The 24,715-nt window shown below is 72.0% G+C and carries 24 protein-coding genes; 17 read left to right on the top strand and 7 right to left on the bottom strand.

Going from position 1 to position 24,715, the window contains the following annotated elements; all coding sequences use genetic code 11:
• The first annotated feature begins 18 nt into the window (after positions 1-18).
• The 3 genes from NMN56_RS33165 to NMN56_RS33155 are packed head-to-tail and all read left to right on the top strand — an operon-like array spanning position 19 to position 3,268.
• A complete protein-coding gene (locus NMN56_RS33165; RefSeq protein ID WP_274040867.1) occupies positions 19-996 on the top strand; it encodes an ABC transporter permease in 978 nt (325 codons plus the stop codon).
• Positions 997-1,009: 13 nt separating this feature from the next.
• Positions 1,010-2,083: an ABC transporter ATP-binding protein gene (locus NMN56_RS33160; protein WP_274040866.1), complete on the top strand. Its 1,074-nt coding sequence runs from the start codon at positions 1,010-1,012 to the stop codon at positions 2,081-2,083.
• 24 nt (positions 2,084-2,107) lie between these two features.
• On the top strand, positions 2,108-3,268 hold the full coding sequence (locus NMN56_RS33155) for an ABC transporter ATP-binding protein (protein WP_274040865.1): 1,161 nt from the start codon (positions 2,108-2,110) through the stop codon (positions 3,266-3,268).
• A gap of 217 nt (positions 3,269-3,485) precedes the next feature.
• Here the strand turns inward: NMN56_RS33155 and NMN56_RS33150 are convergent, their stop codons facing one another.
• Positions 3,486-5,684 (bottom strand): S9 family peptidase, encoded by a 2,199-nt coding sequence (locus NMN56_RS33150; RefSeq protein WP_274040864.1) that lies wholly within the window; start codon positions 5,682-5,684, stop codon positions 3,486-3,488.
• A 277-nt stretch (positions 5,685-5,961) separates the two neighbouring features.
• On the opposite strand from NMN56_RS33150, the gene NMN56_RS33145 reads away from it, so the two are divergent.
• The 8 genes from NMN56_RS33145 (at position 5,962) to NMN56_RS33110 (ending at position 14,023) form a co-directional block, all read left to right on the top strand.
• Positions 5,962-6,156 (top strand): hypothetical protein, encoded by a 195-nt coding sequence (locus NMN56_RS33145; RefSeq protein WP_274040863.1) that lies wholly within the window; start codon positions 5,962-5,964, stop codon positions 6,154-6,156.
• A gap of 31 nt (positions 6,157-6,187) precedes the next feature.
• Positions 6,188-7,186, top strand: a complete 999-nt coding sequence (gene mshB / locus NMN56_RS33140) for an N-acetyl-1-D-myo-inositol-2-amino-2-deoxy-alpha-D-glucopyranoside deacetylase (RefSeq protein ID WP_274040861.1) — start codon at positions 6,188-6,190, stop codon at positions 7,184-7,186.
• 5 nt (positions 7,187-7,191) lie between these two features.
• Positions 7,192-7,620 carry a DUF6113 family protein gene (locus NMN56_RS33135; RefSeq protein WP_274040860.1) on the top strand — a complete coding sequence of 143 codons (429 nt, stop codon included), beginning with the start codon at positions 7,192-7,194 and terminating at the stop codon, positions 7,618-7,620.
• A gap of 128 nt (positions 7,621-7,748) precedes the next feature.
• Positions 7,749-10,088, top strand: a complete 2,340-nt coding sequence (locus tag NMN56_RS33130) for a hypothetical protein (protein ID WP_274040859.1) — start codon at positions 7,749-7,751, stop codon at positions 10,086-10,088.
• Positions 10,089-10,258: 170 nt separating this feature from the next.
• Positions 10,259-11,290 (top strand): ABC transporter ATP-binding protein, encoded by a 1,032-nt coding sequence (locus tag NMN56_RS33125; protein WP_274040858.1) that lies wholly within the window; start codon positions 10,259-10,261, stop codon positions 11,288-11,290.
• Positions 11,287-12,024: an ABC transporter permease gene (locus tag NMN56_RS33120; RefSeq protein WP_274040857.1), complete on the top strand. Its 738-nt coding sequence runs from the start codon at positions 11,287-11,289 to the stop codon at positions 12,022-12,024. The genes NMN56_RS33125 and NMN56_RS33120 overlap by 4 nt, the downstream gene beginning before the upstream one ends.
• A 260-nt stretch (positions 12,025-12,284) precedes the next feature.
• On the top strand, positions 12,285-13,412 hold the full coding sequence (locus NMN56_RS33115) for a sensor histidine kinase (RefSeq protein ID WP_274040856.1): 1,128 nt from the start codon (positions 12,285-12,287) through the stop codon (positions 13,410-13,412).
• Positions 13,413-13,417: 5 nt separating this feature from the next.
• A complete protein-coding gene (locus tag NMN56_RS33110; protein WP_274040855.1) occupies positions 13,418-14,023 on the top strand; it encodes a response regulator in 606 nt (201 codons plus the stop codon).
• A gap of 35 nt (positions 14,024-14,058) precedes the next feature.
• Here NMN56_RS33110 and NMN56_RS33105 read toward each other — a convergent pair whose 3' ends face one another.
• Positions 14,059-14,970, bottom strand: coding sequence for a transglutaminase-like and tetratricopeptide repeat-containing protein (locus NMN56_RS33105; protein WP_274040854.1), 912 nt, complete (start codon positions 14,968-14,970; stop codon positions 14,059-14,061).
• Positions 14,971-14,973: 3 nt separating this feature from the next.
• Positions 14,974-15,978, bottom strand: coding sequence for a GNAT family N-acetyltransferase (locus NMN56_RS33100; RefSeq protein ID WP_274040853.1), 1,005 nt, complete (start codon positions 15,976-15,978; stop codon positions 14,974-14,976).
• Positions 15,979-16,117: 139 nt separating this feature from the next.
• Here NMN56_RS33100 and fdxA point away from each other — a divergent pair, with 139 nt between their 5' ends.
• Together fdxA and dapC are read left to right on the top strand one after the other, a co-directional pair.
• Complete coding sequence (gene fdxA / locus NMN56_RS33095) at positions 16,118-16,444, top strand: ferredoxin (protein WP_274040852.1); 327 nt, start codon at positions 16,118-16,120, stop codon at positions 16,442-16,444.
• 159 nt (positions 16,445-16,603) lie between these two features.
• On the top strand, positions 16,604-17,701 hold the full coding sequence (gene dapC / locus NMN56_RS33090) for a succinyldiaminopimelate transaminase (RefSeq protein ID WP_274040851.1): 1,098 nt from the start codon (positions 16,604-16,606) through the stop codon (positions 17,699-17,701).
• Between the two features lie 120 nt (positions 17,702-17,821).
• Here dapC and NMN56_RS33085 read toward each other — a convergent pair whose 3' ends face one another.
• The gene (locus NMN56_RS33085) at positions 17,822-18,247 is read right to left on the bottom strand and encodes an ATP-binding protein (RefSeq protein WP_274040850.1); all 426 of its coding nucleotides are present in this window, start codon (positions 18,245-18,247) and stop codon (positions 17,822-17,824) included.
• Between the two features lie 297 nt (positions 18,248-18,544).
• The gene (locus NMN56_RS33080) at positions 18,545-19,537 is read right to left on the bottom strand and encodes a VldE C-terminal domain-containing protein (RefSeq protein ID WP_274040849.1); all 993 of its coding nucleotides are present in this window, start codon (positions 19,535-19,537) and stop codon (positions 18,545-18,547) included.
• A gap of 99 nt (positions 19,538-19,636) precedes the next feature.
• Here NMN56_RS33080 and dapE point away from each other — a divergent pair, with 99 nt between their 5' ends.
• Together dapE and NMN56_RS33070 are read left to right on the top strand one after the other, a co-directional pair.
• The gene (gene dapE / locus NMN56_RS33075; RefSeq protein WP_274040848.1) at positions 19,637-20,716 is read left to right on the top strand and encodes a succinyl-diaminopimelate desuccinylase; all 1,080 of its coding nucleotides are present in this window, start codon (positions 19,637-19,639) and stop codon (positions 20,714-20,716) included.
• An 87-nt stretch (positions 20,717-20,803) separates the two neighbouring features.
• On the top strand, positions 20,804-21,550 hold the full coding sequence (locus tag NMN56_RS33070; protein ID WP_274040847.1) for an LOG family protein: 747 nt from the start codon (positions 20,804-20,806) through the stop codon (positions 21,548-21,550).
• Between the two features lie 63 nt (positions 21,551-21,613).
• Here the strand turns inward: NMN56_RS33070 and folP are convergent, their stop codons facing one another.
• The gene (gene folP, locus NMN56_RS33065) at positions 21,614-22,492 is read right to left on the bottom strand and encodes a dihydropteroate synthase (protein WP_274040846.1); all 879 of its coding nucleotides are present in this window, start codon (positions 22,490-22,492) and stop codon (positions 21,614-21,616) included.
• 146 nt (positions 22,493-22,638) lie between these two features.
• On the opposite strand from folP, the gene NMN56_RS33060 reads away from it, so the two are divergent.
• A complete protein-coding gene (locus NMN56_RS33060; RefSeq protein WP_274040845.1) occupies positions 22,639-23,049 on the top strand; it encodes a cell division protein DivIVA in 411 nt (136 codons plus the stop codon).
• A complete protein-coding gene (locus NMN56_RS33055) occupies positions 23,046-23,717 on the top strand; it encodes a DNA-3-methyladenine glycosylase I (RefSeq protein WP_274040844.1) in 672 nt (223 codons plus the stop codon). Before NMN56_RS33060 ends, NMN56_RS33055 begins: the two co-directional genes overlap by 4 nt.
• Before the next feature lie 72 nt (positions 23,718-23,789).
• Here the strand turns inward: NMN56_RS33055 and NMN56_RS33050 are convergent, their stop codons facing one another.
• On the bottom strand, positions 23,790-24,578 hold the full coding sequence (locus NMN56_RS33050; RefSeq protein WP_274040843.1) for an enoyl-CoA hydratase-related protein: 789 nt from the start codon (positions 24,576-24,578) through the stop codon (positions 23,790-23,792).
• Positions 24,579-24,715 lie beyond the last annotated feature (137 nt).

Here is a 24,715-nt window from a genome sequence, read left to right as displayed (position 1 = left end):
CGAGAGCTGCGATCCGTCATGCTGCGATTCCTTCTCCGCCGGTCACTCGGCGCCGTGGTGATCCTGCTGGTCATCAGCGCCGTCACCTTCTTCCTCTTCTACGCCGTCCCCCGGGATCCGGCAGCCCTGGCCTGCGGCAAGAACTGCACGCCGGACGCGCTGGAGATCATCCGCAAGAACATGGGCATCGACAAGCCCGTCCCCGTCCAGTACTGGCAGTTCATGGTTGGCATCTTCGCCGGGCGTGACTTCGCACAGGGCGCCTGTCCCGCTCCCTGCTTCGGCTACTCCTTCGCCAACCAGGACCCCGTCTGGCAGACGGTCGTCGACCGCTTCCCCACCACCGTCTCGCTCACCATCGGCGGCGCCGTCGTCTTCCTGTTCATCGGTCTCGGCTCCGGCATGATCGCAGCCTGGAAGCGCGGCACGATCGTCGACAAGTTCTTCAGTTCGGCATCGCTGGTGCTCAGTTCGATGCAGATCTACTTCATCGGCCCGCTCGTACTGGCCCTCGTGGTCTACAAGATGGAGCTGCTGGACCAACCCCAGTACGTCCCCATCACGGAGGATCCAGCGGGATGGTTCCTGGGCCTGCTGATTCCCTGGCTCGTGGTGCAGATCATCTTCACCGCCAACTACACGCGTCTTTCCCGCTCCTCGATGATCGAGCAGCTGCAGGAGGACCACGTCAGAACGGCACGCGCCAAGGGGATGTCGGGGAAGTTCGTCTTCTTCCGCTACGCCTGGCGCGGCTCCCTCATCCCGATCGTCACCATCTTCGGCGTCGACCTGGGCTCCCTGTTCGGCGGAGCGATGATCACCGAGTGGACGTTCTCGCTGCCGGGCCTCGGCACGCTGGCGGTCAACTCGGTCCAGAACACCGATCTGCCCATGGTGATGGGCGTGATGCTCTTCGCGGCCACCTTCATCATCCTCTTCAACATCATCGTGGACGCGGCCTACGCGTTCATCGACCCGCGCGTGCGCCTGGCCTAGGAGAACCCGCACCATGACCACCCTGACCAAGGAAGCGGACGTACCGGCCCCGCGCGACTCGGGCGACGGGGACGCCTTTCTGTCGGTGCGCGACCTGTATGTGCACTTCGCCACGGAGGACGGCACCGTCAAGGCCGTCGACGGGCTCTCCTTCGACCTCGAACGCGGTCAGACCCTCGGCATCGTCGGTGAGTCGGGCTCGGGCAAGTCGGTCACCAACCTGTCGATCCTCGGGCTCCACAACTCGCGCACCACGGATGTGTCCGGAGAGATCCTGCTCGACGGGCAGGAGCTGACGGCCGCGCGCGAGAAGACGCTGGAGGACCTCCGCGGCAACAAGATGGCGATGATCTTCCAGGACGCGCTGACGGCGCTCTCGCCGTACTACACCATCGGCCGGCAGATCGCGGAGCCGTTCCGCAAGCACAGGGGGGTCTCCAAGCGGGAGGCGCACCGGCGGGCCGTCGAGATGCTCGACAAGGTGGGCATCCCCAACGCCAAGTACCGCGTCAACGACTACCCGCACCAGTTCAGCGGCGGTATGCGGCAGCGCGCGATGATCGCGATGGCGCTGGTGTGCGACCCGGATCTGCTGATCGCGGACGAGCCGACGACAGCGCTCGATGTCACCGTCCAGGCGCAGATCCTCGACCTGCTCAAGGACCTGCAGCAGGAGTTCGGCTCCGCGATCGTCTTCATCACCCACGACCTCGGCGTGATCGCGAACGTCGCCGACGACATCCTGGTGATGTACGCGGGCCGCGCCGTCGAGCGGGGCAGCGTGGGCGAGGTGCTGCGGGCGCCCCAGCACCCGTACACCTGGGGCCTGTTGGGCTCGATGCCGCGGCTGCGCGGCGATGTGAACGAGGAGCTGACGCCGATCCACGGCACCCCGCCGAGCCTGCTCGCACCCCCGCCGGGCTGCCCGTTCCACCCGCGCTGCGGCTTCGTGGACGAGGTGGGAGGCGGCAGGTCGTGCAGCGGGGACAGGCCGCCGCTGCCCGAGGGGCGCGGCGCCGCCTGCCATCTGACGGCGGAGCAGAAGCGCACGTTCTTCATCGAGCAGATCAAGCCCAGGCTGGGCTAGGACAGGGAGAGGGAGAAAGAACCGATGAGTGAGGACCTCACCCTGACCAAGCAGGACGACGAGGGCCCGCGCGACGCCGTGCCGGGCCGTACGGGCGAGCCGCTGATGGAGGCGAAGGGCCTCGGCAAGCACTTCCCGATCATGGGCGGCTTCCCCTTCAAACGGAAGGTGGGCGAGGTCCAGGCCGTCTCCGGCATCGATCTGCACGTCTACCCCGGGGAGAGCTTCGGGCTGGTCGGCGAGTCGGGCTGCGGCAAGTCGACCACGGGCCGGCTGCTGACCCGGCTGCTGGAGCCCACCGCCGGCTCTGTCACCTACCGGGGCCAGGAGATCGCGCACGCCTCCCGCAAGGAGATGGCGCCGATCCGCTCGGAGATCCAGATGATCTTCCAGGACCCGTACTCGTCGCTGAACCCCCGCCAGACCGTCGGCAGCATCATCGGCGGCCCGATGGAGGTCAACGGCATCAAGCCGCCGGGCGGGCGCGAGCAGCGCATCCGCGAACTCCTGGAGACCGTCGGCCTCAACCCCGAGCACTACAACCGGTTCCCGCACGAGTTCTCCGGCGGCCAGCGCCAGCGCATCGGCGTCGCCAGGGCGCTCGCGCTGGAACCGAAGCTGATCGTGGCGGACGAGCCCGTCTCCGCGCTCGACGTCTCCATCCAGGCGCAGGTCGTCAACCTCCTCCAGGAGGTGCAGCGCGAGATGGGCATCGCCTTCGTCTTCATCGCGCACGACCTGGCCATCGTGCGGCACTTCTCGGAGCGGGTCGCGGTGATGTACCTCGGCAAGATCGTCGAGGTCGGTGAGCGCGAGGCGATCTACAACCGCCCCCGCCACCCCTATACGCACGCGCTGCTCTCGGCCGTGCCCGAGGCCGTCCTGCTGGAGGACGAGGGCGAGCCAGCGGTCGAGGCGAGGGAGCGCATCCGCCTCGCCGGTGACGTGCCGTCACCCATCAACCCGCCCTCGGGCTGCCGCTTCCGTACCCGCTGCTGGAAGGCCCAGGACGTGTGCGCCGAGAAGGAGCCCCCGCTGGTCCGGATCCCCGGCAACACGGAGGGGCATCTCACCGCCTGCCACTTCCCCGAGGAGGGCACGACCTCAGCGGCGGCACGCGAGGAGGACGTGATCCTGGACAGCGCGCTCCTGGCCATGGAGAGGCGGGAGACGGAGCACGCCTGAGCGCCCGGTGAGCGGCGCCGCGGCGCTCCGCGCGGGTGCCGTGGGTGCCGCCTCAGGCGCGTTGCCGACTGCGGGTGGGTCGTGGGCTTGGCGCGCAGTTCCCCGCGCCCCTTCGGGGCGCGTCCGGACCGGGCGGGGTTTCAGCAGCATCGCCGTGCCCGTGCGCCCGAAGCGGGCGGGGGCGGGGTCTGCTCGCGCCCCCGCCCCCGCGCCCGGACTACTCGACGCCCAACGAGCGCTTGAGGAAGCCCACTTGGAGCAGCAGCAGGTTTTCCGCCACCTGCGCGTCGGTCGCCATGTGGGTCACCCCGGAGAGCGGCAGCACCTCGTGCTGCCGCCCGGCGGCCAGCAGCGCGGAGGACAGCCGCAGTGTGTGCGCGACCACGACGTTGTCGTCCGCGAGCCCGTGGATGAGCAGCAGGGGCCGCTGGGGCGCCTCGGGGTCGACCCCGGACAGGCCCGCGTCCGTGATCAGTGAGGTCGCCTCGTACACCTCCGGGTCGTCCTGCGGGGTCCCGCAGTAGCGCTCCGTGTAGTGCGTGTCGTACAGCCGCCAGTCCGTGACCGGTGCGCCCGCGACGGCGGCGTGGAAGACGTCGGGGCGCCGCAGCACGGCGAGCGCCGAGAGGTAACCCCCGTACGACCAGCCGCGGATGCCCACCCGCGTGAGGTCGAGCGGGAAGTCGTCGGCCAGCGCGCGCAGCGCCTCCACCTGGTCGTCGAGGGTGACGTCCGCGATGTCGCGTGAGACGGCCTTCTCCCATCCCGGCGAGTACCCGGGTGTACCGCGCCCGTCGGCGGCCACGACGGCGAAGCCCTGGTCGGCGAACCACTGGGCCGTCAGGTGCGCGTTGTGCGCGGCGACCACACGCTGCCCGTGCGGGCCGCCGTACGGGTCCATGAGGACGGGCAGCGGCCCGTCGCCCTCCCGGTACCCGGTCGGTAGTACGACGGCCGCGGGGATCTCCCGCTTGCCCGCGTGCACCAGTTCGGGCGCGGTGGTGAGCACAGGGGTCTCGGCGTACGAGGTGATCACGTCCGTGGGGTGCGGGACCCCCGGGTCCCCGCCCGCTGCGTCCACCGTGCGCAGGACGGCCGCGGTGGAGCCCGGCCGGTCGAGGGTGGCGGAGACGAGGACGAGCGTGCCGCCCCCGCGAGCGGCCGAGGCCAGGTGCGGGCCCTCCTCCGCCGCGATCCGCACGGGTTCGCCGCCGGCCAGCCGCACGCGGTAGACCCCCACCTCACCGGGTGCGGAACGCCTGCTCACGCCGCCCTCCGAGGCGCTGAACAGAACGTCGTCCGGCCCGATGTCCAGCACGGAACGCACATGGAGGCGCGCGGAAGTGAGCCTCCGTGCGCCCGCCATGAGCACCCGTGCGCCCTCCGCCTCCGGCATGCCGTTCTCCCGTACGTCCTCGACGCGTACGAGGTCCCCGCCGGGTGCCCAGGCCGGCACTCCGCCGAAGAGTTCGAGCCAGATTGGATCTTTGTCCTCGTGCACGACAGAGGTGGCGCCCGTCGCCGTCTCCACGGTCAGACAGAGCGCTTCACGCTGGTCGCGCGACTGGACGAGCAGCAGCGGCGGCCCCGCCGACGACCAGTGCACGCGCGCGAGATACGGGTAGCGCTCCCGGTCCCAGACGACCTCCGTACGCGCGCCGCCCTCCAGGTCCATCAGGTGCAGCGTCACCTCCGCGTTGGGGGTGCCGGCCGCCGGGTACGCGACGCGCGAGGGCTCGGCCTCCGGGTTCGCGGGGTCGGCGATCCACCAGCGCTGTACGGGTGCGTCGTCGGCCCGCGCGACGAGGAGCCTGTCGGAGTCGGGGGACCACCAGAAGCCGCGGGTGCGGGACATCTCCTCGGCGGCGACGAACTCGGCGAGCCCGTAGGTGACCGTCTCCGACTCGGGCTCGGCGAGCGCACGGTCCGTTCCGCCCTCCTCGTCGGCGGCGCCGATCACCCGCAGGGTGCCTCCCGCGACATACGCGACGTGTCGCCCGTCCGGGGCAGGTCGCGGGTCCACCACAGGAGTGGGTGTAGGGAGCAGACGGGTGGTTCCCGCGCGCAGTTCCGCCATGAACAGCCGCCCGGACAGAGCGAAAGAAGCCAACTCCACGGAACTGTCGGTGGCATATCCGACCACTCCCGCAGTGCCCTCCCTGCTGCGCTCGCGGCGTGCCCGTTCCTCCGGCGACAGCTCTTCGGGAGCCCCGCCGAGCAGTGTGCGGGGGTCGGCCACGGGCTGCTCCGTGCCGCTGGCCACGTCGTGGGTCCAGAGGAGATGTGCCAGGTCAGTGCCGCTTCGGGAGCGCAGGAAGACGACGCGTGTGCCGTCAGGGGAGACAGTGAAAGCGCGCGGAGCACCAAGCGTGAATCTGTGGGTACGCGCGTGCTGCTGCGGGAAAGTCGTAGCCATGCGGCTGACCGTACTGCGCTCCAGTGGACCTGTGATCCGTCCCGGGAGGGACGCGGGACGGTGGTCCGTGCGTGCGGAGTTGGCTGGAACTGAATATGCGCCCCTCGTCTGCACCTGTGCACCGACCTGTGCGGTCGCGCGGATAATTATGATCCGTTGCGCATGGTGGGTGCTGGGTATGAAGCCGGTGGCTCCTCCGTGCCGGATGCGAGCTGCCGTAGTCCGTTCGACCGATTTCGATCCCGTACCGACCGCGCGTACTTGGAGGTGAACCGCCGTGGCACTCTCGATTTCGGCGGTGGTGCTGCTGGCGATCATCGTCTTCCTGCTCGTCAGGAAATCCGGGCTGAAGACCGGACACGCGGTGGTCTGCGTGCTGTTGGGCTTCTACCTGGCCAGTTCGTCGATCGCCCCGACGATCAATGAGCTGACCACGAACGTCGCGGGCATGATCGGCGGCATCAAGTTCTGACGGCTTTCGGCCCCGTCGTAGGCTCAGGGGCATGAGCGTCGCGTTTCCACCCGGGGGCCCCTCCGGACCCCCGGCCGCCCCTGAGCGCCGTCTGCTGCTGGTGCACGCGCACCCGGACGACGAGTCGATCACTACGGGCGCCACGATGGCCAAGTACGCGGCCGAGGGCGCTCACGTCACCCTCGTCACCTGCACCCTGGGTGAGGAGGGAGAGGTCATCCCGGCCTCCCTCGCGCATCTGGCGCCCGACCGCGACGACGCGCTGGGCCCGTACCGCATCGGCGAACTGGCCGCCGCGATGCGTGAACTGGGCGTCACCGACCACCGTTTCCTCGGCGGCCCGGGCCGCTACCGCGACTCCGGCATGATGGGCGCCCCCCAGAACGAGCGCCCCGGCTGCTTCTGGCAGGCCGACGTGGACGAGGCGGGGGAGCTGCTCGCCGATGTGCTCCGCGAGGTGCGCCCGCAGGTCCTGGTGACCTACGGGCCCGACGGCGGGTACGGCCACCCCGACCACATCCAGGCGCACCGCGTCGCCATGCGCGCCGCCGAGCTGGCCACGCGGGCCGGGGCCGACGGGGCCGCGCCGCACACGGTCGCGCGGGTCTACTGGAACTGCGTACCGCGCCCCGTACTCGACGAGGGCTTCGCGCGGCTGCGTGAGGCGGCGGACGAAGGGGAGATCTTTCCCTTTCCCGGCTTCACGGGCGAGACGGGCTTCGCGCGACCCGACGACGTCCCGGGCGTCGTGGAAGACCGGAACGAGGTCGATGTCACAGTCGACGCCACCGCGTACGTGAAGGCCAAGGCGGCTGCCATGGCGGCCCATGAGACGCAGGTCTCCGTACGGAGCACCGCGCGGGGCGAGTTCTTCTTCGCGCTCTCCAACGGCCTCGGGCAGCCGCTGAACGGCACGGAGTTCTTCCAGCGGGCCCAGGGCGCGTACGGTGCGCCCGACAGCGGCCACGGAACGGACGGGCCGGCCGGTACGCACGGTGCCCGCGACCTCTTCGCGGGGGTGAGGGAGTGAGCGCGGTGAGCGAGAAGGCCGGGGGCCCGGGGGGCGGCGGGGCCGCCAGGGAGTGGGGCCCGTACCCGGCGGCGCGGGGAGCGCGGATCGCGCTCTACGCGGCACTGGCCGTGCTCGGTGTCCTGACGGGCGCCGCCGGAGCTCTCGTCCAGGGCGGATGGTTCCCGCTCGGGCTGGTGGCCGCGCTCGCGGCGGCTGTCGGCCTCTTCTGGGGCGGCGGAAAGCTGTGCCGTACGAAGGCCGGCGCCGCGGCACCCGGGGCCGGTTGGGCGGTGGCGGTGCTGCTGATGACCGCCTCGCGGCCGGAGGGCGACTTCCTGTTCGCCGCGGGACTCGCGGCCTACATCTACCTGTTCGGCGGGATCCTCGCGGCTGTGATGTGTACCACGATCGCGCTGCCCGCACCCCCCGTGCCAGCGGACAAGTACCGCTGAGAGGGCTGCCACTGGGGCGATTCGGCGGTCCCAGGGCCCGTGTCCGGTGCCCCAAGTATTGTGGTGCGCGCCGGCGAGCCGCCTTCGGGCAGTCATGAAGACGGCGAATCCATCCGGGAGTACCTGCTTTGAGTCGTGAAACTGACAGTTCTTCCTCCGGGCCCAAGGGGCGCACGCCCGGCTCCGGATCGTCGTATCCGCCGGGCACCGAGCCGTACGGCACCTCAGGTGCGGGCGTCGGCCCGGCCGATCAGGGCGCTGAGCCGGAGTCGCGTGCGCGCTCCAAGAAGGGGAAGTCCGACGAGCCGCGCACCGAGACCACGCTGACCACCCGCATCCGGATCAACATCCCCGGCTCGCGGCCCATCCCGCCCGTGGTGATGCGCACACCCGTCTCCGAGGAGGAGGGGGAGGCGCAGGACGCCGGCGAGGAGAACGGGCCGGACGCGGCGACCACGCCGGGGAACGGCGCTGGACCCGGCGCGGGACCCGCCGCGGCGAGCGGCGCCGGGCCCTTCGGCCCGAACGGTGGTCCCTTCTCCGGGAACGGCGCCGCGGCGGTGACCGGGAGCGGCGCGTCCACGGGAAGCGTGACCGCCACGTCGCCGCTGCCGAAGGTGCCCTCAACACCGGGCGCGGGCGCCCACGCGCCCTCGGGCGCTGCCCCGGCCTCCGCTCCCGCTCCCGTATCCGCCTCGGCTCCCGCCTCGGCCTCGGCCTCGGCTTCCGGCGGCGGTGAGGGCCAGGGGTCCGACGACACCTCAGGGACGGGCGAGTTCACCCAGCAGACCAGCGACTGGTTCGCGCCGCGCAAGTCCAAGAGCGCGCCACCGCCGTCCTCCGAGCCCTCGTCGGCGCAGTCCTCCGGAGGCGCGGGGCGGGGCGGTGGCAAGGGTGGTGACCGCCCGGACCTTCCGTACTTCAACGAGCCGCCGGCGCGCGGCGAGAGCGACGAGCGGGACGCGCAGCGCGAGTCGACGGACGGTACGGGCACGAGAATCCCGTTCCCGGCCGTGGGCAGTCCCCAGGACACGCCCGCCGACGGACTTCCGCTGCTGGACCCGTCGTTGGGCCGGGGCGCCGGCACGCAGGCACCGGGCGGGCCCAGCGGCCCGACCAGCGGTCCTGCCACCGGTGACATGCCGGTGCCGCACACGCCCCGCACGGAAGGCGCCCCGCAGCCCCCGGTACCGGGCCCGCTGGCGGCGCCCGACGGGCCTGGCACGCCGGGTACTTCGGGTGCGCCAGGAGAGCCGCCGGCGCACTCCACCCTCGGCCTGGGCACGGGCCCCGCGCCCTTCGCACCCGACGGTGTGGGCACCGCGATGTACGGCACAGGCGGCCCGGACGAGAGCGCGGGCGCCGGTGGTTCGCTGCGCGCCGGCAACCCCGTGGTCAGCGGCGTCCCGCACGGTGCCCCCGACGGTGGCCCCGCGGCGGCTCCGCAGGGCCCTGCGTCCCCCGCGGCGCCCGCTCCGGCACCGGCGCCCGCTGCCAAGCGCAAAGGTGGCCGCAACAAGCTGGTGCTGGCCGGTGTCGCCGTCGTCGGCATCGTCGGGGTCGCCTACGGCACCGGGCTGCTGCTCGACCACGCCGACGTGCCCAAGGGCACCACGGTCCTCGGCGTCGACATCGGCGGGCTGACCAAGCACGAGGCCGTCAACAAGCTGGACGAGGGCCTCGGCGGCCGTACGACCGAACCGTTCACGATCGTCGCCGCAGGTCAGAAGGCCGAGCTGAAGCCGGGTGTCGCCGGGCTCACCTTCGACACCGAGGCGACCGTCAGGGCGGCGGCGGGCCGGGACTACAACCCGGTCTCCGTCATCGGCTCGCTCTTCGGCATGGGGCGCGACGCCGACCCCGCCGTCAAGGTGGACGAGGCCAAGATGGAGTCGGCGCTCGCCCGGGTCACCGCCGAGACGGGCGACACGGGCGGTGGCCCCTCGGACGGCATGGTCAAGTTCGTCAACGGCAAGGCCGTCGCGGTCAAGGGCAAGCCGCACAAGGGCGTCGACCTGGACAAGTCCTCCGGGACGCTGGAGAAGGCGTACAAGCAGCGCGCCATCTCGGGACAGAACAAGCCCGTCACGCTGCCCGTCACACTCCAGCAGCCCTCGGTGACCGACGCGCAGCTCCAGGAGGCCGTCAAGGGCCCGGCGCGTACCGCCATGTCCGGCTGGGTCTGGCTGGAGGCGGGCGATGTGAAGGTGCCGTTCAGCCAGAAGACGATGGGCAAGTTCCTCACGATGCGCCCGGGCGGCGGCAAGCTGCAGTTCGTCATAGACCCCAAGGCGCTGAAGGCCACATACGGCACCGCGTTCGACAACGTCGTCGTGCAGGGCGGTGCGGGCGCGGTCAAGATGACCCCGCGGCATGCCGCGTCCGCCATGGTCCAGGCCCTTCAGAAGAAGGCACCGCCCGAGCCGGGCGAGCGCGTCGCCAAGGTACCGGGAGCGACCTCCCAGTGACCGAAGCGCACCGCTGACTCGCGCACACCAGGGCGCCTCCGCACGCCGGAGGCGCCCTGACGCGTCTCCGGCCCAGCACTCCACCGGGTACGTGTGTATGACATCTGTCAGGCCGAGGTCACGACCTCCGGCACTGCACGGCGCACTCCCTCGGCGGTGAAGCTGGGGGCATGTCTTCGTCCCGCACCACCACGCCAGCCGTCGAGTTCACCTCGGCGAGCAAGACCTACGGTTCCTTCCGTGCGCTCTCCGGGCTCACCGTCAGCCTGCATCCCGGCGAAACCGTCGCCCTGCTCGGGCCCAACGGAGCCGGCAAGTCCACGTCGCTCGACCTCCTGCTCGGCCTGCGCAACCCCGACCCCGGCGGCACCGTACGGCTGTTCGGCACTTCGCCGCGGCAGGCCGTGACCGACGGGCGGGTCGGCGCGATGCTCCAGTCCGGCGGGCTGATGGACGGCGTCAAGGTGCGCGAACTCGTCGCGCTCGCCTGTGACCTGCACCCGCGCGCCCACCCCGTGGACCGCGTGCTGGCGGACGCGGGGCTCACCGGTATCGCGGACCGCATGGTCGGCAAGCTCTCCGGAGGGCAGGAGCAGCGCGTCAGGTTCGCGCTCGCCACGGCGGGCGCCAGCGACCTGATCGTGCTGGACGAGCCCACCACGGGCATGGACGTCACGGCGCGGCAGACCTTCTGGTCGGCGATGCGCGCCCAGGCGGCACAGGGCCGCACGGTGCTGTTCGCGACGCACTACCTGGAAGAGGCCGACGAGGTCGCCGACCGTGTCCTCGTCCTGCACAGGGGCTCGCTGCTGGCGGACGGCTCTGCGGCCGACATCAAGGCCATGGCCGGTACCCGCCGCGTCGGGTTCACGCTCGAAGCGCTGCCCGACGCGCGCCTGGAGGCCGCCTTGCGCGCCCTCCCCGCTGTGACAGGGGCCGACCTCTCGGGCAGCGCCGTACGGCTGCGCTCGGCCGACGCCGACGCGACCGTGCACGCGCTCTACGGGCTCGGCCTCTACCCGCGCGACCTGGAGGTCACCGGGCTCGGCCTTGAACAGGCGTTCCTCACCCTCACCCAGCGCGCCGAAGAGGCGGGAGGCCACACCGAAGGCCCCGCAGCCCCGGACACCGGCACCGGTCACCCCGGCCCCGTGGACAAGCGCGAGGACAAGCGCGAGAACAAGAAGGCAGCGACAGCATGAAGACCCTGGTCAAACTGGAGATCACCCGCGCACTGCGCAACCGGAAGTTCATGTTCTTCTCGGTCATCTATCCGCCGGCGCTCTACCTCATCATCGCGGGCGGCGCCGACGGCGGGAACATGCCGGGGCTCGACATCGACGTGGCGCTCTACTACATGGTCGCGATGGCCGCCTTCGGTGCGATGACCGCCGTCCTCATGGGCAACAGCGAACGCATCGCCAAGGAGCGCGAGCAGGGCTGGGTGCGGCAGTTGAGGCTGACGGCGCTGCCGGGCCGCGGCTACGTCACCGCGAAGATCGCCTCGGCCGCGACCGTCAGCCTGCCGTCCATCCTGCTCGTGCTGCTCACGGCCGCCCTCGTCAAGGGCGTACGGCTGGACGCGTGGCAGTGGGCCGCCATCGCGCTCTGCTCGTGGGCGGGCAGCTTTGTCTTCGCGGCGCTCGGTGTGGCCATCGGCTACCTTGCGACGGGCGACGCCGTGCGCCCGATCACGATGCTCTTCTACTTCGGCCTGGCGTTCCTCGGAGGGCTGTGGATGCCGATGTCGAGCCTGCCCGACTGGGTCCAGAACGTCGGCGAGTGGCTGCCCACCCACGCGTACACCGCGCTGGGGCAGGCCGTCGAGGTCGGCGAGGCGCCCCACCTCAAGGACGCGGGGCTGCTGTTGGGCTACCTGGTGGTCTTCGCCGGCGCCGCCGCCTGGTTCTACCGGAAGGACACACGGAAGGCATGAGGCGCCCGAGCGGGCCGCGCGCGAGGAGCGAAGGCATGGCGGACACACGGCGGGAGACGGAACCGGACGGCGCGGCCGTGCCCGGGACCCAACCCGGCCACGAGCCCGAGGCTGGGCCTGGACCTGGACCTGGGGATGAGCCCGGCTCTGGACATGAGTCCGGGCCTGGGCATGAGCCTGGCCCCCGTTCCGGCCCCGGCACGGGCCACGTTCCGGGGCATGGGGACACGGCCGGCCCCGACGGCTTTCCCGTCATCGGCATGCAGCCCGACACGCGGCGCCAGAAGCTGGCCAAGGCCCTGGTGATCGCCGTGTGGATGGTCTTCCTCGGTGGCCCCGTCGTCGACCTGTGGTCGGCAGATCAGAGGCCGCTCGCCACCTCAGGCGGCGCGCTGGGTCTGGCCGCCTTCATCGCCACGTACGCCGCGCTGATCTTCCGGCACACCAGGTCGCCGCTGCCCAGCGGCAGGGTGCACGCCCTGCTCGCCGTCATGTTCGCCCTCGCCCTCACACTCTCACTCACGATGGGGGACCCCTGGCTGGTGCTGTTCGTGTACTTCGCGGTCGCCTCCGGTGCCGTGCTTCCCGGCCCGCGCGCCGTGGCGAGCCTCGGTCTGACGGTCGTCGCGCTGGCCGCCATCGGCACCCGCTTCGGGACCAGCTCGCTGTGGGGGCACTGGACGTCGCTCCTCGTCCCCGTCCTGCTGGGCGGCTTCGCGCTGATGTCCGCGCGCAAGATGGTCCTCACCCTGCGGGAGCTGCGGGAGGCGCGGGCCACCGTCGCGCGGCTGGCGGCCAACGAGGAGCGGCTGCGGCTCGCCCGCGACCTGCACGACCTGCTCGGGCACTCGCTCTCCCTCATCACGCTGAAGAGCGAACTGGCGGGCCGTATGCTCCCCGCCCGCGCCGAGCAGGCGGCCGAGCAGGTCGCCGACATCGAACGGGTCTCGCGCCAGGCGCTCGTGGACGTACGCGAGGCCGTCAGCGGGTACCGGCGCCCCACGCTCGCCGTCGAACTGGCCGGAGCCCGCACGGCGTTGGTCGCCGCCGGGATCCGCGCCGATGTGCCCTCCACGCCGCCCGAGGAGGCCCGTACGGCCCCCGAGCAGGAAGCCGCGCTGGCCTGGGCGCTGCGCGAGGCGGTCACCAACGTCGTACGGCACAGCGGCGCCGACCGGTGCGCCGTGTCGCTGGCCGCGCAGGCGGACGACACGGTCTGCCTCACCGTCACGGACAACGGAGCGGGTCCCTCCGGCCTCGCCGACGGCAGCGGCCTGGCCGGGCTGCGCGAGCGGCTGGCGCTCGCCGACGGCCACCTGGACACCGCCGCAGGCGTGCGAGGAGGCTTCACCCTGCGTGCCACCGTGCCCGCGGGATCCGTAACCTGAACCGAGTGATCAGACTGCTGCTCGCCGAAGACCAGGCCATGGTCCGCGAGGCGCTCGCGACCCTGCTGGACCTGGAGCCCGACATCGAGGTGGTGGCCCAGGTCGGGCGGGGCGACGAGGTGCTGGACGCCGTCGCGGCGCAGGCCCCCGACGTGGTGCTGCTCGACATCGAGATGCCGGGTCTCTCCGGGCTCGACGCGCTCACGCGGCTGCGTGCCCCGTACGCCGGGCTGAAGGTCGTCATCCTCACGACCTTCGGCAGGCCGGGCTATCTGCGCAGGGCCATGGAGTCGGGCGCCGACGCCTTCCTCGTCAAGGACGCGCCCGCGGCCCAGCTCGCCGACGCCGTACGCCGGGTGCTGGAGGGCGAGCGGGTCATCGACCCCGGGCTGGCGGCAGCCGCGCTGGCCGAGGGCGCCAGCCCGCTCACCGACAGGGAGCGCGACGTGCTCATGGTCGCCGCCGAGGGCGCGGGCAACGCCGGGATCGCCGCCGCCATGCACCTCTCGCACGGCACGGTGCGCAACTACTTGTCCACCGCCATCCAGAAGACCGGCGCACGCAACCGGGCCGAGGCGGTGCGCATCGCGCGCGAGAAGGGCTGGCTGTAGCCGCCCCGGGCGGGCGGCCACCGGTCAGGCGGGAATCAGTTCAGGCGCGCGCGTGCGGCCCGCGCCGCCCTGCGTACCTTGTCGGCCGCGTTCGGCTCCATCGCGGCCACGACATCGGCGTACTCCTCCATCTCGCGGGCGCCGCGCGCGAACTCGCCCCGCTCCACCAGCAACTGGGCCCGCTCGAAGCGCAGATGGCCCGGGTGGTGCGGCAGCAGCAGCGACAGTTCGACGGCCCACAGGCGTACGGCCGACTGCTCGGGCCTGGTGCCGGCCCAGGCGCGGATGTTGTTGAGGACCCGCTGCACGGTCTCCAGCGGCCCCGCGGGCTGGAGCAGCGCCGTGGAGACCGGCGTACGCGCACCGGTGGCGCCCGCGAGCAGCAGCTCCAGGTCGCCGTCCGACAGCGGCTTCCCGCCACCGAAGGGGTCGGCCAGTGCGTGTGCGCCCAGTGGGTCGCCGAAGCCGACGACGAAGTGCCCCGGCAGCGCCACCCCGTACACCGGGGCGCCCGCGCGGCGGGCGACCTCCATCCAGACCACGGACAACAGGATGGGCAGTCCGCGCCGCCGCCGCAGAACGGCGTGCAACAGGGAGGAGTCCAGGCGCTGGTAGTCACCGGGAGAGCCGTGGAAACCGTGCTCCTCACCCAGTAGCCGCTCCATCGCCCGCGCCCACTGGTCGGGTGTACGGCCGCGCTCGAAGGGCAACAGACCGGCCAGCCGGTCGAGTTCGACCTGCGCCTCGTCGACCAGCTCCTCACCGGGGTCCCGCACGGCACCGTCCTCGCCGCCCTGCCCCTGGCCCTTTCCGCGCCCCTGCCCCTGTCCGTGCGCGTGCGTGGCCTCCACACCGATGAGAAGGCACAGCAGCGCCAGATCGGGGCGTTCCTCGCGCACCGCCTCGCTGAAGCGCCGCCTGTTCCGTTCCTCCGCGCCGTCGTCCATACGTCAGCCCTGCGGTGCCCTGAGGTAGTGGTACGCGTGGTGGTCGACGAAGCCGAGCTTGTCGTAGAGCGCGCGTGCCGCTTCGTTGCCCCGCTCGATCTGGAGGTAGGCGGCCGAGGCGCCCTCCGCGAGCGCGGCGCGGGCGAGTTCGGCCATGACGGCGCGGGCCAGCCCCTCTCCGCGCCTCCCGGGAGCGACCTCTATCGCGGCGAACCCGGCCCACCTGCCGTCCACCACGCACCGGCCGATCGCCGCGGGGCCCGAGCCGTTCTCCGCCCCTGGCACCGTCGCGAACCACACCGAGGGCCCGCCCCTGAGCACGGTCAGCGCGGCCTCCGGCAGCCCGCCGCCTTCCGCGCGGTGGTAGAGCGAGGCCCACTCGCTGCCGGGTTCGCGGCTCAGCACGACCCGCTGGTCCGGCTCGCGGTCGGCCAGCGGGGCGAGCGCGCCCACCCGTACCAGCGCGAACCGCTCGGCCGTCCAGCCGCGGTCGCGCAGTTCCCGGTCGAGGAGCGCGTCGTCCTCGACCGTCACCTGGACCCGTGCGGGCAGCCCGCGTGCCGCGTACCAGCGCACCGCGCGGTCGGCAGCGGCGGGCAGCGGGCCTCCTGGATCGCCCAGTGGGAGCACGGAGTTCGCGCGGGAGGTGAAGCCTCCGGCAGCGCGCAGGGTCCACTCGCCCAGCCGTTCGGACTCGGCGGGCGGCCAGCCCCGCGCGGCGACGGTGACCAGTTCGCGCACGGTGGCCGAGGGGACTCCGCGCCTGCGCGCCGGAGTTTGGGGAACGGTCTTTCCAGCGACCATCGACTCCTCCTCGATCTCCACATGCTCACCATCGCGCCGGGTGATCCTGAGCACGCCACCGGTCCACGATGTGAGAATGCCGACCGTGTCCGTGAACCTTCCGAGCCGCTCTCCAGCGGCGGTCAATGACCTCACGGAGACGCGTTTTCCCACGTCGGACGCGGTGATACGGACTTCAAGACGTCCTCCCGTGGTGAATTCCACAGCTCTACCCGCCCCTCCTGTTCGTCTTGTGCCCCGGAACGGAGATACTAGGTGTGGGCATCGACGTCGCCGCGCTCCCGCGCGCCCCGTGGCGGAGCCGGACACCGGCCCGCCAGCCCTATCGAGGAGGAACGACAGCGTGACTTACGTCATCGCGGAGCCTTGTGTCGACCTTAAGGACAAGGCCTGCATCGAGGAGTGCCCCGTCGACTGCATCTACGAGGGCCAGCGGTCCTTGTACATCCACCCGGACGAATGCGTCGACTGCGGAGCCTGTGAGCCGGTCTGCCCGGTCGAGGCCATCTTCTACGAGGATGACACTCCCGAGGAGTGGAAGGACTACTACAAGGCGAACGTCGAGTTCTTCGACGACCTCGGTTCGCCCGGTGGTGCCAGCAAGCTGGGCCTGATCGAGAAGGACCACCCGGTCATCTCGGCCCTCCCGCCGCAGGAACACGACGAGTGATTCCGCGCCCCCAGGCCGGGCGGTCAGCGCGCTGACCCCGGCCTCCGGAGCAAGTCCGCGGTCCCGTACGGCGGGCCGAGCGCCCGCCGTACGGGACCGCGATGTCTTCCGTGCCACCAGGAGGCATTCTCCGGCGCCTCCAGAAAGTGAGCCCCAACAGTGTCTGCCGTATCCGGCCGGCTTCCCGTCTTCCCCTGGGACCGGCTCGAGTCGTACAAGACCACGGCTGCCGCGCATCCCGACGGCATCGTCGACCTGTCCGTCGGCACCCCTGTGGACCCGGTGCCCGAGGTGATCAGGCGGGCGCTCACCGAGGCGGCCGACAGCCCGGGCTATCCCACGGTGTGGGGCACACCGGCGCTGCGTGACGCGATCACCGGGTGGTGCGCACGGCGGCTGGGCGCGCGCGGTCTTGAGCACCGCAACGTCCTGCCCGTGGTCGGCTCCAAGGAACTGGTCGCCTGGCTGCCCACCCAGCTGGGCCTGGGCCCCGGGGACCGGGTCGCCTTCCCGCGGCTGGCCTACCCGACATACGAGGTCGGCGCGCGCCTCGCCGGAGCCGAGTACGTCGCGTACGACGAACCGACCGAGCTGGACCCCGCCGGGCTGCGGCTGCTGTGGCTCAACTCGCCCTCCAACCCCACAGGTCGCGTGCTGGGCAAGGACGAGCTGCGCGCCGTCGTCGCCTGGGCGCGCGAGCACGGAGTGCTGGTCTTCAGCGACGAGTGCTACGTGGAGCTGGGCTGGGAGAGCGACCCCGTCTCGGTGCTGCACCCCGACGTGTGCGGCGGCTCCTACGAGGGCATCGTGGCGGTCCACTCGCTCTCCAAGCGCTCGAACCTCGCCGGCTACCGCGCGGCGTTCGCCGCGGGCGACGCCGGCGTACTGGGCGAGCTGCTCCAGATCCGCAAGCACGGCGGCATGATGACCCCCGCACCCGTACAGGCGGCGGTCGTCGCCGCGCTCGGTGACGACGACCACGTGGCGGAGCAGCGCGAGCGCTACATGGCACGCCGTACGGCGCTGCGCGCCGCCCTGGAGTCGGCCGGTTTCCGTATCGAACACAGCGAAGCGTCGCTCTACTTGTGGGCGACCAGGGACGAGTCGTGCTGGGACACGGTCGGCGACCTGTGCAAGCGCGGCATCCTCGTGGCCCCCGGTGACTTCTACGGGCCCGCGGGCGACCGCTTCGTCCGCGTGGCCCTCACGGCCACCGACGAGCGCGTCGGCGCCGCCGTACGACGGCTGGAGAGCTGAGCACCCGGTCCGCGCGCCCGTACGGGCCGCGCCGGGCCGGCGCACATGAACACGCCCGAGGGGCCCCGGATCACCGATGATCCGGGGCCCCTCGGCCGTTGTGCCGGCCGGCAGGCGGGCTCAGCCGACCGGCAGGCCGCCGAGGCTGCCCGGGGTGGGCAGGCCCTTGCCGGTGGGCAGACCCTTGCCGGTGGCGGAGGAGGCGGTGTCGCCGAGCAGGCCACCCGTCTCGCCCGCGGTGTTGCTCGCGACCTTCTGGGCGGCCGGAGCCGCGGTCTTGCCGGTGTTGCCGACGGCCTTGCCCGCTGTCGGTACGGACTTCTTGACGGCGTTGCCGCCGGCCTCCCCGGCCAGCCCTGTGGTGTCCGTGGACGCCTTGTCCACGGCGTTGCCGATGCCCGCGCCGTCCAGATTGCTCAGCCCGCCCACCGGGCTCGGGGGCATGTCGGCTGCGCTCGCCGAACCGGCGGCACCGACGGCGGAGGCGGCGCCCGCCGCGGTCAGCAGCGCGGCCTGGGCGATCCGGCGCGTGAGGGGGAGGGACATGGTGCTCCTTTGACGGAGAAGGGGTTGTGGAGTGCCCGGCCGATTCCCCCGGTCGGGCGCAGTGCCTATCGCCGGGGGCGGCACACAGGTTGCGGGGAATCCAGGTAAAGGATTGGCAATGCGGCCGGACCCGTGGGCCCGCAAACTGGGCATTCCACGCGGCGAGTTGACCTGTACGTGAGGAGCCGGACCCCGTCTCTCCAGGCAAGTCACCGCTCAGGGACGGAGTGCGCCGGGTGGGCGACCCGGCGTCCACTCAGGTGGACCCGGCGTCCCCGGGACGGGCGATCGCGGGAACTAACGTCCGGTCGCGAGTCGCAGCACGACGGAGCCCCCGGAGCGCCCGTCTCCTGTACCCTCGCCGCCCTTCGCGCCCGAGCCGGACCCGCTCTCGCGCCAGCCGTCGCCGGCCTGCTCCGCGCTCCATACGCGGCCCGCGAACGAGATCCGCTCGATGTGCAGCGCCGAGGCGTTCGCGAGCGCCCAGTGCGCCAGCTCCCAGCCCCTGCGCTCGCCGCGCGCGGGTACGGTCATCGCCGTCTCCGGCTTGCTCCCGCCCGCGCGTGCGGCTGCCGGGGTCACCGTGCCGGCGCCTTCGGCCAGCACGCCCTTGCCGAACTCCCGCACCAGCTGGGCCCGTACGCGCTCGGCGTCGCCCGGCTCGCGGTCGTTCCCCGGCTCGGGCGTGCAGTTGAGCGCCGCTGCCTTGCGCCCTGTGAGCGCCGCGGTGAGCAGCGTGGCGTTGGCCTCGTGCTTCGCGTACGCCTGGGGGAAGCCGCTGCGCTGGACGCGCTGTGCGGCGACGGTCAGCGGCAGCCGTGAGTAGCCGGGGATCTTCACCAGGTGGTCGTAGAACTTGCCCGCCGAGTACACCGCGTCCTGGATCTGCTCCTCCGTGCCCCAGCCCTGCGAGGGGCGCTGCTGGAAGAGGCCGACCGAATCCCGGTCACCGTGACGGATGTTGTGCAGCGTGGACTCCTGCATGGCGGTGGCCAGGGCTATGGTCACGGCGCGCTCGGGCAGCCCGCGCTGTGAGGCGACCGCGGCGATCGTGGCAGCGTTCACCGCCTGCCCCGGCTTGAGTTCGTAGTCACCGCCGCCCCCGCCTGCCGAGGCGCCGTCGGCGTGCACGACACAGCTCGCCACGCCTTCCTCGCCCGTGACGAGCCGCACCGCCACATAGGCGGTGATCGCGAGCAGCACGACGCAGGCCACGGCGATCCTGAGCAGCTTGCCGCGGCCCTTCGCGCGGGACGTACGGGGCGTGCGGGCCGGTCCTGAGTAGGGCACGCGGTCAAAGGTATCCGCTGTCCCGCGGTGCCCGTCCGCTGCGGGCGGGAGGCGCCGGGAGCGTGCGGAGGGGCGTGTGTCCGGCCGTAGGGTGGCGGCATGCCTCACAGCGCACTCGACCTGCATCAGGACGCCGCGCGGCTCACCGCGCAACTCGTCGACATCCCCTCGGAGAGCGGGAACGAGAAGGTACTCGCCGACGCCGTCGAGGCGGCACTGGGCGAGCTGCCCCATCTGCGTGTCGACAGGTACGGCAACAACGTCGTCGCCCGTACGTTCCTCGGCCGCCCCGAACGCGTCATCCTCGCGGGGCACCTGGACACCGTGCCCATCGCCGACAACGTGCCCTCGCGTCTCGACGACGACGGGCTGCTGTGGGGCTGCGGTACGACGGACATGAAGTCGGGCGTCGCCGTACAGCTCCGCATCGCCGCCACGGTGCCCGAGCCCAACCGCGACCTCACGTTCGTCTTCTACGACAACGAGGAGGTCGCCGCGCACCTCAACGGTCTCGGTCATGTGGCCGAGGCCCACCCCGACTGGCTGGCGGGCGACTTCGCGGTGCTCCTGGAGGGCTCTGAGGGCGAGGTGGAGGGCGGCTGCCAGGGCACGTTGCGGGTCAACCTGCGCACCACCGGTGTGCGGGCGCACTCGGCGCGCGGCTGGCTGGGCGCCAACGCCATCCACGCGGCGGCGCCGATCCTGGCCCGCCTGGAGGCGTACGAGCCCCGCCGCCCCGTGATCGACGGTCTGGAGTACCACGAGGGCCTCAACGCCGTCCGCGTCGAGGGCGGCGTCGCGGGCAACGTGATCCCGGACGTGTGCACCGTGACGGTCAACTACAGGTACGCGCCCGACAGGAGCGAGGAAGAGGCGGTCGCGCACGTGCGCGAGGTCTTCGCCGGGTGCGGGGTCGACGAACTGGCCGTGGACGACAGCTCGCCCGGCGCCCTGCCGGGTCTGGACCGGCCCGCTGCCCGTGCCTTCGTCGAGGCGGTGGGCGGAAGGCCGAGGCCCAAGTTCGGCTGGACCGATGTCTCCCGGTTCAGCGCCCTGGGGGTGCCCGCGGTCAACTACGGCCCGGGTGACCCCAATCTCGCCCACAAGCGGGATGAAAGGGTTGAAACCAGGCTGATTCTGCGGTGCGAGGAGCGGCTGCGGCACTGGCTCTCGTCCTGACGCGCATCCAACGCCCGGATTGGCCGCCGCGAGGCTGCCCTGTCTGCGTACCCTGAAGCGAAAGATCGCAGGCGGAGGGAGCACCGTATGACCGACAAGGCCAGCAGGGAGCCGAAGGAACAGCGGCTGGGACCCGTGGTGCGCCGCCGTGGCCAGGTGCAGCCGGGGACGACCGATCAGCGGCTGCTGGACACCGCTGGGCCCTCCGACTTCATCCACAAGGACCCCTGGCGCGTCATGCGCATCCAGTCGGAGTTCGTGGAGGGCTTCGGAGCCCTGGCGGAACTCGGCCCGGCCGTCAGCGTCTTCGGCTCGGCCCGCACCCCTTCGGACTCACCGGAGTACGAGAAGGGCGTGCGTATCGGCCGCGCGCTGGCCGATGCGGGCTTCGCCGTCATCACGGGCGGCGGCCCCGGCGCCATGGAGGCGGCCAACAAGGGAGCGCTGGAGGCGGGCGGCACATCCGTCGGACTCGGCATCGAGCTGCCCTTCGAGCAGGGCATGAACCAGTACGTCGACATCGGCGTGAACTTCCGCTACTTCTTCGTGCGCAAGACCATGTTCGTCAAGTACGCCACCGGGTTCGTCGTGCTGCCGGGCGGACTCGGCACCCTGGACGAACTGTTCGAGGCCCTCACCCTCGTCCAGACCCAGAAGGTCACCCGCTTCCCGATCGTGCTGCTGGGCACGGACTACTGGAAGGGGCTCGTGGACTGGGTGCGCGGTTCCGTCGTCGCCGAGGGCAAGGCGTCCGAGCGCGACCTGGAGCTGTTCCACGTCACCGACGACGAGGAAGAAGCCGTCTCCCTCGTCACCAAGGAGGCCGGGGCCTGACCCCCGGTCCGGGGACCGGTCCCCGGGTCCGAGCCGGCCTCCGGAGCTGATCCGGCCCCGGTTCTAGGCCAGTCCCCGGCGGGTCGCCGCCGGGGGGCGGTGGCCCTTGATGGACGCCACCATGTCCAGCACCTGCCGCGTCTCCGCCACCTCGTGCACGCGGTAGACCTGGGCGCCCAGCCAGGCCGAGACAGCGGTGGTGGCCAGTGTGCCGGTCAGCCGCTCCTTGACGGGCTTGTCGAGGGTCTCGCCCACGAAGTCCTTGTTCGAGAGCGAGACCAGCACCGGCCAGCCCGTCGCGGTCATACGGCCCAGCTCACGCGTCGCCTCCAGGGAGTGCCGCGTGGACTTGCCGAAGTCGTGCCCCGGGTCGATCACCAGGCCGTCACGCCGCACGCCGAGACCCGCGGCACGCTCCGCCAGCCCGGCGGTCACCCGCAGGATGTCGCCGACGACACCGCCCTGCTCTTCCGAGACGTCGTACGTCACCCGGTGCGGGCGCGTACGCGGCCTGGCTCCGCCCACATGCGTGCACACCAGCCCCGCGCCGTACCGGGCGGCGACCTCGGCCAGCCGGGGGTCGGCGCCGCCCCACGCGTCGTTCAGCAGGTCGGCCCCGGCCTCGCACACGGCCTCGCCGACCTCGTGCCGCCAGGTGTCCACGCTGATCACCACGTCCGGCCAGCGCCGGCGGACCTCGGCGACGAAGCCCACCGTGCGCCGGGTCTCCTCCTCGGCCGTGACCTCGTCGCCGGGGCCCGCCTTGACCCCGCCGATGTCGATGATCGCCGCACCCTCCGCCACCACCTGCTCGACGCGGTCGAGCGCCGGCTCGTCCCTGAAGGTGGCGCCGCGGTCGTAGAAGGAATCCGGCGTACGGTTCACGATCGCCATGATCACCGGCTCGTTCTCGCCGAACTCACGCGTGCCCAGGCGCAGCATCAGCCATCCTCTCCTTCTCGGCGGGCACCGCGTGCGGCGCGCACACCGCGTGGCCTCTGCACGGTCCCCGCCGCTGACCATAACCGTCGGTGGGCCGTGGCACGATCGGGGTCCGCCCACATCCGGAAACGCCTCGGGAGTCGTCCGTGTTCGTGTTCCTGCTGATCTCGCTTGTCGTGGTCGTCGCCGCGGTCACGCTGGCCGTCGTGGGGAGCGGCGACCAGTCGGACCGCGGCGCGAGCGGCGGGCTCCAGGAGGCGCCCCCCGACCTCCTGGACGAGCCGCTGCCCCCTGACCGGCCCGTGAGCCACGCGGACGTCGCCGGGCTGCGCCTCGCCGTGGGGGTGCGGGGCTACCGCATGCGGCAGGTCGACGACATCCTCGACCGGCTCGGCGCCGAGCTGGCCGAGCGCGACGCGCGTATCGCCGAGCTGGAGTCGGCGCTCGCGGGCGCCCAGGCGGTCGCCATGAGCCGCGCTGAGGCGTCCGGCACCCAGGAGCCGGGGCCCCGCGACCGCGACCCGGAGAACGGGCGTCAGGGAGGCATGGAGCGATGAGCACCGGCACCCCGCAGACCGAAGGCGCGGCAGCGCGACAGGCGGAGGCCGCCGGGGCCGCTGGGGCCCCAGCGGCCACCGGGGAGGGAGCCCTTCCCGGCCCTGACGGGTATCTGCGCTGCCCCTGGGGCACGACGGCCGAGGACTACGCCGTGTACCACGACACCGAGTGGGGCCGGGAGGTGCACGGGGACGACGCGCTCTACGAACGGCTGTGCCTGGAGGGCTTCCAGTCCGGGCTGTCCTGGCTCACGATCCTGCGCAAGCGCGAGGGCTTCCGCGCGGCTTTCGCCAACTTCCACATCCCGTCCGTCGCGCGGTTCACCGAGGCCGACGAGCAGCGGCTGCTGGCCGACACCGGCATCGTCCGCAACCGGGCCAAGATCAGCGCGGCCCTCAACAACGCGCGCGTGGCGGCCACGTGGGAGCCAGGCGAGCTGGACAGGCTCGTATGGTCCTACGCGCCCGACCACTCCGGCCGCGCCGCTCCCCGCGTGCTGTCCGATGTGCCCGCCACCACACCCGAGTCCATGGCGCTCGCCAAGGACCTCAAGAAGCGAGGCTTCCGCTTCGTGGGCCCGACGACGGCGTACGCGCTGATGCAGGCGTGCGGACTCGTCAACGACCACCTGGCGGACTGCTGGTGCCGCGACCTGGGCACCGCGTAACGGCCCGCGCGGTGTGCCACGCGGTGCGGCGAGGGCTCCGCGCGGTGCACCAATGGCACCGCGCGATGCGGCTCAGCGGCCTGTGAAGCGGGGCTGTTCCTTCTTCACGAACGCCTCGACCGCGATCCTGTGGTCGGCCGAACCGCCCACCCTGAGCTGGAGTTCGGACTCTTTGTCCAGTGTCTCTGCCAGTGAGTGCGAAGACCCGTACGCCAGCGACTCCTTGAGCGCCGCGTAGGCGGCCGTCGGCCCCTGCGCCAGCCGGCGTGCCACGGCGGCGGCCTCCTCGGCGAGGTCGGCCGCCGGCACCACGCGGTTGGCGAGGCCCAGCACGAGCGACTCCTCGGCCTTCACCCCACGCGGGAAGAGCAGCAGGTCGGCCGCCCTTCCGGGGCCGACGAGACGCGGCAGCGTCCAGGAGACGCCCGAGTCGGCGGTCAGCGCGACCCCGGCGAAGGAGGTGTTGAACGCCGCGGTGTCCGCCATCACGCGGTGGTCGGCGGCGAAGGCGAAGCCCGCGCCTGCCCCGGCCGCGACTCCGTTCACGCCCGCCACCACCGGCTTGGGCATGCCGGCGAGGGCGAGGGCGATGGGGTTGTAGTGCTCCTCGACCGTGTTCAGCGCGGCGCTGCCCCCCTCGTGGAGCGCCCCTGTGTGCTCCTTGAGGTCCTGGCCCACACAGAACGCACGCCCGTTGCCGGTCAGCAGCACGGCCCGTACGCCGTCGTCGGCCGCGGCCTGCCGGAGGGTGTCGCGGAGAGCGACCTTCATCTCGTTGTTGAGGGCGTTCATCGCGTCGGGGCGGTTGAGGGTGACCGTCGCGAGGCCCTCGTTGACTTCATAGAGCACGGTGTCGGACATGCGCTCAGGATGGCCTAGATCATCGGGCCCGGACAGAGGCCCGGCCGTGCTTCCGGAGCCTTCCGGTGTGACCTGCGTCAAACCGATGGTGGTCCGCATGGGGGGCGAAGCGGGGCAGTATCGCAGGCTGATCGCCG

Origin of the sequence: Streptomyces iconiensis, assembly GCF_028657195.3 — a bacterium.
GTDB classification, from domain to species: domain Bacteria; phylum Actinomycetota; class Actinomycetes; order Streptomycetales; family Streptomycetaceae; genus Streptomyces; species Streptomyces iconiensis.
This window is presented reverse-complemented; position numbering and strand designations above follow the sequence as displayed.

Bases quoted from the DNA above. Each gene is read 5' to 3' on its own strand.
- NMN56_RS33165 (WP_274040867.1), top strand. From the start codon at position 19: ATGCTGCGATTCCTTCTCCGCCGGTCACTCGGCGCCGTGGTGATCCTG.
- NMN56_RS33160 (WP_274040866.1), top strand. From the start codon at position 1,010: ATGACCACCCTGACCAAGGAAGCGGACGTACCGGCCCCGCGCGACTCG.
- NMN56_RS33155 (WP_274040865.1), top strand. From the start codon at position 2,108: ATGAGTGAGGACCTCACCCTGACCAAGCAGGACGACGAGGGCCCGCGC.
- NMN56_RS33150 (WP_274040864.1), bottom strand. From the start codon at position 5,684: ATGGCTACGACTTTCCCGCAGCAGCACGCGCGTACCCACAGATTCACG.
- mshB (WP_274040861.1), top strand. From the start codon at position 6,188: ATGAGCGTCGCGTTTCCACCCGGGGGCCCCTCCGGACCCCCGGCCGCC.
- NMN56_RS33125 (WP_274040858.1), top strand. From the start codon at position 10,259: ATGTCTTCGTCCCGCACCACCACGCCAGCCGTCGAGTTCACCTCGGCG.
- NMN56_RS33120 (WP_274040857.1), top strand. From the start codon at position 11,287: ATGAAGACCCTGGTCAAACTGGAGATCACCCGCGCACTGCGCAACCGG.
- NMN56_RS33115 (WP_274040856.1), top strand. From the start codon at position 12,285: ATGCAGCCCGACACGCGGCGCCAGAAGCTGGCCAAGGCCCTGGTGATC.
- NMN56_RS33105 (WP_274040854.1), bottom strand. From the start codon at position 14,970: ATGGACGACGGCGCGGAGGAACGGAACAGGCGGCGCTTCAGCGAGGCG.
- NMN56_RS33085 (WP_274040850.1), bottom strand. From the start codon at position 18,247: ATGTCCCTCCCCCTCACGCGCCGGATCGCCCAGGCCGCGCTGCTGACC.
- dapE (WP_274040848.1), top strand. From the start codon at position 19,637: ATGCCTCACAGCGCACTCGACCTGCATCAGGACGCCGCGCGGCTCACC.
- NMN56_RS33070 (WP_274040847.1), top strand. From the start codon at position 20,804: ATGACCGACAAGGCCAGCAGGGAGCCGAAGGAACAGCGGCTGGGACCC.
- folP (WP_274040846.1), bottom strand. From the start codon at position 22,492: ATGCTGCGCCTGGGCACGCGTGAGTTCGGCGAGAACGAGCCGGTGATC.
- NMN56_RS33055 (WP_274040844.1), top strand. From the start codon at position 23,046: ATGAGCACCGGCACCCCGCAGACCGAAGGCGCGGCAGCGCGACAGGCG.
- NMN56_RS33050 (WP_274040843.1), bottom strand. From the start codon at position 24,578: ATGTCCGACACCGTGCTCTATGAAGTCAACGAGGGCCTCGCGACGGTC.